A 1,113-nucleotide genomic window follows, 5' to 3' on the forward strand; every position below is an offset into this window, starting at 1 on the left:
AGGCCGAGTTCGCCGTGTAGGCGTCGGTGGTTGAACCAGTCGATGTACTCGGCGACGGCGATCTCGACGTCGTCGATGCCTCGCCAGGGTCCCTTGTTGCGGATCAGTTCGGCTTTGAACAGTGAGTTGAATGCTTCGGCCATCGCATTGTCGTAGGAGTCGCCGCGGGACCCGACCGATGCGACGGCGCCTTCTTCGGCCAGTCGCTGGGAGTAGCGAATGGCGACGTATTGCACTCCGCGGTCGGAATGGTGTACCAATCCGGTGATGTCCTCGCCGGCGCGCCTGCGGGTCCACATCCCCATCTCCAGGGCGTCGAGGGCCAGGTCGGTACGCAGGCTGCGCGAGACCTGCCAGCCCACCACTCGGCGGGAGAACACGTCGATGACGAACGAGGCGTACACCCAGCCGGCGAAGGTGCGGATGTAGGTGATGTCGGCAACCCACAAGCGGTTGGGCGCCGAGGCGGCGAACATCCGCTCGACCAGGTCGGCACGCACATCGGGCCCCGCGGCAGGCACGGTGGTGCGGGGCACGGCGACCGCCGATCGGCGTACGCCGCGCAGCCCATCGGCGCGCATCAGCCGCTCCACGGTGCACCGGGCCACCGGCGTGCCTTGGCGGTGCAGCTCGGCGTGGACCTTGCGCGCGCCGTAGACGGAGAAGTTGGCCGCGTGGATCGCCCGGATGCGTTCGGTGGTCTGGGCGTCGGTGACCGACCGGCGCGACGGTGGTCGCTTCTTGGCCGCGTAGTAGGTCTGCGGGGCGAACTGCAACTGCTTGCAGATCGGCTCGACCCCAAACTCTTCCTTGTACTCGTCGATGTAGGCGATGGTCAGCGGGATGGGCGGTCGAGCTCCGCCGCGAAAAAAGCCGACGCCGATTTCAGAATGGCATTCGCCCGGCGCAATTCACGCACCTCTCGCTCGAGCTCGGCGATCTTCGTGGCCTCCGCGGTAGTCGTGCCCGGGCGGTGACCCTCATCGACTTCGGCCTGGGTCACCCAGTTCCGCAGCGTCTCGGGGTTGATGCCCAGCTGCTTACCCACCCGGGCCAACGCCCCCGGCCGGGTGGCCGGGTCACGCCGGGCGTCGACGGCCAACCGGATGGCCC

At 67.9% G+C, this 1,113-nt stretch carries 2 protein-coding genes and 1 other annotated feature; both genes read right to left on the reverse strand.

Annotated elements, in window-relative coordinates:
• The coding region (locus TEK04_RS21190; protein WP_336406355.1) for an IS3 family transposase at window positions 1–776 on the reverse strand (776 nt) is incomplete at its 3' end.
• Window positions 762–875, reverse strand: a sequence feature (AL1L pseudoknot). Its footprint overlaps the gene before it by 15 nt.
• Window positions 836–1,113 (reverse strand): transposase (locus TEK04_RS21195; protein WP_336406356.1); only part of this gene is annotated, 278 nt, incomplete at its 5' end. Its footprint overlaps the feature before it by 40 nt.

Source organism: Klenkia sesuvii (genome assembly GCF_037083825.1).
Lineage (GTDB): Bacteria > Actinomycetota > Actinomycetes > Mycobacteriales > Geodermatophilaceae > Klenkia > Klenkia sesuvii.